Origin of the sequence: Gemmiger formicilis, assembly GCF_016901605.1 — a bacterium.
Classification (GTDB): Bacteria; Bacillota; Clostridia; order Oscillospirales; family Ruminococcaceae; genus Gemmiger; species Gemmiger formicilis_B.
This window is the reverse complement of sequence record NZ_JACJKP010000564.1, coordinates 1-316: the sequence shown is the minus strand read 5'-3', so window position 1 is coordinate 316 and position 316 is coordinate 1. Positions and strand designations below refer to the sequence as shown.

At 56.6% G+C, this 316-nt stretch carries 1 protein-coding gene; it reads left to right on the top strand.

Annotated features, from left to right (window positions below):
• On the top strand, positions 1–180 hold a 180-nt coding region (locus tag H6B10_RS15950), incomplete at its 5' end, for a hypothetical protein (protein ID WP_204652416.1).
• Positions 181–316: the final 136 nt, after the last annotated feature.

The window sequence follows — 316 nt, the reverse complement described above, 5'->3', positions numbered from 1 at the left end:
GCTGGTCCTGCTGATCGTGGCAGCCATTGCCATCTTCTTCCTGATCATGAGTTGCGCGCTGTTTGTTTCTCACCGGCGCAAGAAATAAAAAAGCCCCTTGCGGGACCGAAATACAAACCCGGCACAGTCCAGCTGTGCCGGTTTTTTGTCTGCCATTTTACAGGGACAAGCCGGTTTTGACCCTGCCCATTCCCTTTACATACAGGACCAGCAGCTGCCAGCAGCCGTACCCGGCCAGGAACAGCGCCACCCCGAATACCGCACACAGGGCAAAGACCATGACCGGGTTGCTTACCCCCGCCACACCGATGTACTG